A 5,931-nucleotide genomic window follows, 5' to 3' on the forward strand; every position below is an offset into this window, starting at 1 on the left:
GCGACACGCCCGGGATGTGTGGTGCTTTGCCGAGGTGGCGTGGCGCACGTAGAGTAATGACTCGTCACCCCAAAGGTTCGGAAAGCCGCAGAGCTTCCCGGCCTCAAGTAGGGGACTGAATCCCGATCGGAATGTGTCTGGCCTTGAGCCGATGTGTTTCTGGTTTTAGGATGAGATTTCCGCTTCTGGCGTGGGGTCTATTGAGATGTTGTCCGGTTGTTTTCTGCCGGCGGGTCGATTTGACACCGGGTTGGGACGTGGTAAGTTATACAGGTTGCCCTGAGCGAGACCGTGAGGTTGAATCAGGAGCGTCCGATCCTTGAGAACTCAACAGCGTGCACAATGTCAAATGCCAAAAACCCGGGCATTCGGATCCGTTTCTAGCGGTGATGGATGTCACGGATTCCTTTGGAAATTGAATTAAAACAAACAAAGCAAGTCAGTAATGATTTGTTCTGTCAGTTTCAAACTTGTCGCATCGACATCCTATTCCGGGTGCGTGCGGCGCTAGATGTCACGCCGGCTTGCCGGTTAGTGAATCAAACATTTATGGAGAGTTTGATCCTGGCTCAGGACGAACGCTGGCGGCGTGCTTAACACATGCAAGTCGAACGATGACGGAGAGCTTGCTCTTCTGATTAGTGGCGAACGGGTGAGTAACACGTGAGTAACCTGCCCTTGACTCTGGGATAAGCACTGGAAACGGTGTCTAATACCGGATACGAGCCTCCTCCGCATGGTGAGGGGCTGGAAAGAATTTCGGTCAAGGATGGACTCGCGGCCTATCAGCTAGTTGGTGAGGTAACGGCCCACCAAGGCGACGACGGGTAGCCGGCCTGAGAGGGTGACCGGCCACACTGGGACTGAGACACGGCCCAGACTCCTACGGGAGGCAGCAGTGGGGAATATTGCACAATGGGCGCAAGCCTGATGCAGCAACGCCGCGTGAGGGACGACGGCCTTCGGGTTGTAAACCTCTTTTAGTAGGGAAGAAGCGAAAGTGACGGTACCTGCAGAAAAAGCACCGGCTAACTACGTGCCAGCAGCCGCGGTAATACGTAGGGTGCAAGCGTTGTCCGGAATTATTGGGCGTAAAGAGCTCGTAGGCGGTTTGTCGCGTCTGCTGTGAAAACCCGAGGCTCAACCTCGGGCCTGCAGTGGGTACGGGCAGACTAGAGTGCGGTAGGGGAGATTGGAATTCCTGGTGTAGCGGTGGAATGCGCAGATATCAGGAGGAACACCGATGGCGAAGGCAGATCTCTGGGCCGTAACTGACGCTGAGGAGCGAAAGCATGGGGAGCGAACAGGATTAGATACCCTGGTAGTCCATGCCGTAAACGTTGGGAACTAGATGTAGGGGCCATTCCACGGTTTCTGTGTCGCAGCTAACGCATTAAGTTCCCCGCCTGGGGAGTACGGCCGCAAGGCTAAAACTCAAAGGAATTGACGGGGGCCCGCACAAGCGGCGGAGCATGCGGATTAATTCGATGCAACGCGAAGAACCTTACCAAGACTTGACATATACGAGAACGGGCCAGAAATGGTCAACTCTTTGGACACTCGTAAACAGGTGGTGCATGGTTGTCGTCAGCTCGTGTCGTGAGATGTTGGGTTAAGTCCCGCAACGAGCGCAACCCTCGTTCTATGTTGCCAGCACGTAATGGTGGGAACTCATAGGAGACTGCCGGGGTCAACTCGGAGGAAGGTGGGGATGACGTCAAATCATCATGCCCCTTATGTCTTGGGCTTCACGCATGCTACAATGGCCGATACAAAGGGCTGCAATACCGTAAGGTGGAGCGAATCCCAAAAAGTCGGTCTCAGTTCGGATTGAGGTCTGCAACTCGACCTCATGAAGTCGGAGTCGCTAGTAATCGCAGATCAGCAACGCTGCGGTGAATACGTTCCCGGGCCTTGTACACACCGCCCGTCAAGTCATGAAAGTCGGTAACACCCGAAGCCAGTGGCCTAACCGCAAGGGAGGAGCTGTCGAAGGTGGGATCGGTGATTAGGACTAAGTCGTAACAAGGTAGCCGTACCGGAAGGTGCGGCTGGATCACCTCCTTTCTAAGGAGCACTCGGAGACAGCGTCTGTATACAGCGCTTATCAGCTTCGTAAGCCATTTCGGAGACACATGTTCTCCGGTGGCGCTCATGGGTGGAACATTGACATTGATCGGGACGGAGAGTCCTGACCTAGTACAACCCGCTTGCGGGTTCGGAACAGTCGTTTTCTCCGATAACGGTCTTGTGCACGCTGTTGGGTCCTGAGGGACCGGGCCGGCGCATCTTCGGATACGCCGATCGGACCTCTGGACTTCTGCCGCCTGGACAGCTTCGGCTTTCCGGCGGGGGAGTACCGCCCGTATTTTGAGAACTACACAGTGGACGCGAGCATCTTAAAGATGCAGACGAGATAGAACGGTCTTCGGACTGTGATGGATTGTCTGTGTCACAAATTATCCAGACTCCCCCCGGGGATGTTCTGGGTTACTCATGTGATATCAATTTTTTAAGAGCAGACGGTGGATGCCTTGGCATCTGGAGCCGAAGAAGGACGTATAAATCTGCGATAAGCCTCGGGGAGCTGATAATAGAGCTGTGATCCGAGGATTTCCGAATGGGGAAACCCCGCCAGGCGCACTTGTGCGACCTAGTGACTCCCGCCTGAATATATAGGGCGGGTAGAGGGAACGGGGGGAAGTGAAACATCTCAGTACCCCCAGGAAGAGAAAACAACCGTGATTCCGTTAGTAGTGGCGAGCGAAACCGGAAGAGGCCAAACCGATCATGTGTGATAGCCGGCAGGCGTTGCATGGTCGGGGTAGTGGGACTTTTCAGCTGTTACTGCCGTACAGCAAGAGTTACAACGCGATATAGACGAACGGTCTTGAAAGGCCGGTCATAGAGGGTGCCAACCCCGTAGTCGAAATGTCGCAATGGCTCGAGAAGGATCCCAAGTAGCACGGGGCCCGAGAAATCCCGTGTGAATCAGCCAGGACCACCTGGTAAGCCTAAATACTCCCAGATGACCGATAGCGGACAAGTACCGTGAGGGAAAGGTGAAAAGTACCCCGGGAGGGGAGTGAAATAGTACCTGAAACCGTCTGCTTACAAACCGTTCGAGCCTCCTTAGTAGGGGTGAGAGCGTGCCTTTTGAAGAATGAGCCTGCGAGTTAGTGATCAGTGGCGAGGTTAACCCGAGTGGGGCAGCCGTAGCGAAAGCGAGTCTTAATAGGGCGTTTTAGTCGCTGGTTCTAGACCCGAAGCGAAGTGATCTATCCATGGGCAGGTTGAAGCGACGGTAAGACGTCGTGGAGGACCGAACCCACTTCAGTTGAAAATGGAGGGGATGACCTGTGGTTAGGGGTGAAAGGCCAATCAAACTTCGTGATAGCTGGTTCTCTCCGAAATGCATTTAGGTGCAGCGTTGCGTGTTTCTTGCCGGAGGTAGAGCTACTGGATGGCCGATGGGGCCCAAAAGCTTACTGACGTCAGCCAAACTCCGAATGCCGGTAAGTGAGAGCGCAGCAGTGAGACGGTGGGGGATAAGCTTCATCGTCGAGAGGGAAACAACCCAGACTACCAACTAAGGTCCCCAAGCGTGTGCTAAGTGGGAAAGGATGTGGAGCTGCACAGACAACCAGGAGGTTGGCTTAGAAGCAGCCACCCTTGAAAGAGTGCGTAATAGCTCACTGGTCAAGTGGTTCCGCGCCGACAATGTAACGGGGCTCAAGCACACCACCGAAGTTGTAGATTTCGTATAGTAGCCCGGCCCGCAAGGGTCCAGGCGTACGGAGTGGTAGGAGAGCGTCGTGTGGCCAGCGAAGCGGCGGTGTAAACCAGCCGTGGAGGCCACACGAGTGAGAATGCAGGCATGAGTAGCGAAAGACGGGTGAGAAACCCGTCCTCCGAAAGACCAAGGGTTCCAGGGCCAGGCTAATCCGCCCTGGGTAAGTCGGGACCTAAGGCGAGGCCGACAGGCGTAGTCGATGGACAACGGGTTGATATTCCCGTACTGACGAAGAACCGCCCAAGCTAATCCAGTGATGCTAAGTGTCTGAATCCCCTAGATGGATCCCTTCGGGGTGAAGCGTGGGGCCTAGCACACGACCCTATGCTGGTGCGGTTAGCGTATTAACAGGTGTGACGCAGGAAGGTAGCTGAGCCGGGCGATGGTTGTCCCGGTCTAAGGATGTAGGGCGAACGGTAGGCAAATCCGCCGTTCACATAGCCTGAGACCCGATGGGTAGTCCTCACGGACGAAATCAGTGATCCTATGCTGCCAAGAAAAGCATCGACGCGAGGTTCCAGTTACCCGTACCCCAAACCGACTCAGGTGGTCAGGTAGAGAATACCAAGGAGATCGAGAGAACCATGGTTAAGGAACTCGGCAAAATGCCCCCGTAACTTCGGGAGAAGGGGGGCCTGATGCGTGAAGGGATTTACTCCTGGAGCGTTTGACGGCCGCAGAGACCAGTGGGAAGCGACTGTTTACTAAAAACACAGGTCCGTGCTAAGTCGCAAGACGATGTATACGGACTGACGCCTGCCCGGTGCTGGAAGGTTAAGAGGAACGGTTAGCCGCAAGGCGAAGCTGAGAATTTAAGCCCCAGTAAACGGCGGTGGTAACTATAACCATCCTAAGGTAGCGAAATTCCTTGTCGGGTAAGTTCCGACCTGCACGAATGGCGTAACGACTTCCCAGCTGTCTCAACCGTGGACTCGGCGAAATTGCACTACGAGTAAAGATGCTCGTTACGCGCAGAAGGACGGAAAGACCCCGTGACCTTTACTATAGCTTTGTATTGGTGTTCGGTGTGGCTTGTGTAGGATAGGTGGGAGACTGTGAAGCGTGGACGCTAGTTCATGTGGAGTCATTGTTGAAATACCACTCTGGTCACTCTGGATATCTAACTTCGAACCGTGATCCGGTTCAGGGACAGTGCATGGTGGGTAGTTTAACTGGGGCGGTTGCCTCCCAAAAAGTAACGGAGGCGCCCAAAGGTTCCCTCAACCTGGTTGGTAATCAGGTGTCGAGTGTAAGTGCACAAGGGAGCTTGACTGTGAGAGTGACAACTCGAGCAGGGACGAAAGTCGGGACTAGTGATCCGGCAGTGGCTTGTGGAAGCGCTGTCGCTCAACGGATAAAAGGTACCTCGGGGATAACAGGCTGATCTTGCCCAAGAGTCCATATCGACGGCATGGTTTGGCACCTCGATGTCGGCTCGTCGCATCCTGGGGCTGGAGTAGGTCCCAAGGGTTGGGCTGTTCGCCCATTAAAGCGGTACGCGAGCTGGGTTTAGAACGTCGTGAGACAGTTCGGTCCCTATCCTCTGCGCGCGCAGGAAATTTGAGAAGAGCTATCCCTAGTACGAGAGGACCGGGATGGACGAACCTCTGGTGTGTCAGTTGTTCCGCCAGGAGCACCGCTGATTAGCTACGTTCGGAACGGATAACCGCTGAAAGCATCTAAGCGGGAAGCCGGCTTCAAGATGAGATTTCCAAGACTTAGGTCGAGAGGCTCGCAGCTAGACTACTGCGTTGATAGGCGGGATGTGGAAGCGAGGACTAAAGACTCGTGGAGCTGACCCGTACTAATAAGCCGATAAATTGATAACACCTTCTGTCTGCAGCAATGCAGATGATGAGTATGCTTGCGTCCACTATGTGGTTCCTGATCTACGGTCGGGAACTGCGAACAGAACACTGTTCGACCCCCACCACCTGTGTCTAATAGACGCAGTGCTGGCAGGATCGCAATCAGTGGCTCTGTCCGCGAAACCTTTGATAACGATCAAAAGAGTTTCGGCGGCCATAGCGAGAGGGAAACGCCCGGTCACATTCCGAACCCGGAAGCTAAGACTCTCAGCGCCGATGGTACTGCAAGGGGGACCTTGTGGGAGAGTAGGACACCGCCGGACACAATTT

Annotated in this window: 3 rRNA genes; all 3 read left to right on the top strand. The window is 54.5% G+C overall.

Annotated features, from left to right (window positions below):
• Window positions 1-546: 546 nt before the first annotated feature.
• The 3 genes from IEV96_RS16575 to rrf all read left to right on the top strand — a co-directional run bounded on the left by IEV96_RS16575 (window position 547) and on the right by rrf (window position 5,924).
• A 16S ribosomal RNA gene (locus tag IEV96_RS16575) occupies window positions 547-2,067 on the top strand.
• A 435-nt stretch (window positions 2,068-2,502) separates the two neighbouring features.
• Window positions 2,503-5,621, top strand: a 23S ribosomal RNA gene (locus IEV96_RS16580).
• Window positions 5,622-5,807: 186 nt separating this feature from the next.
• Window positions 5,808-5,924: ribosomal RNA gene (rrf, locus tag IEV96_RS16585) — 5S ribosomal RNA — on the top strand.
• The 16S, 23S and 5S rRNA genes sit together here, the layout of an rRNA operon.
• The last annotated feature ends 7 nt before the right edge of the window (window positions 5,925-5,931 follow it).

The organism is Conyzicola nivalis (assembly GCF_014639655.1).
Lineage (GTDB): Bacteria > Actinomycetota > Actinomycetes > Actinomycetales > Microbacteriaceae > Conyzicola > Conyzicola nivalis.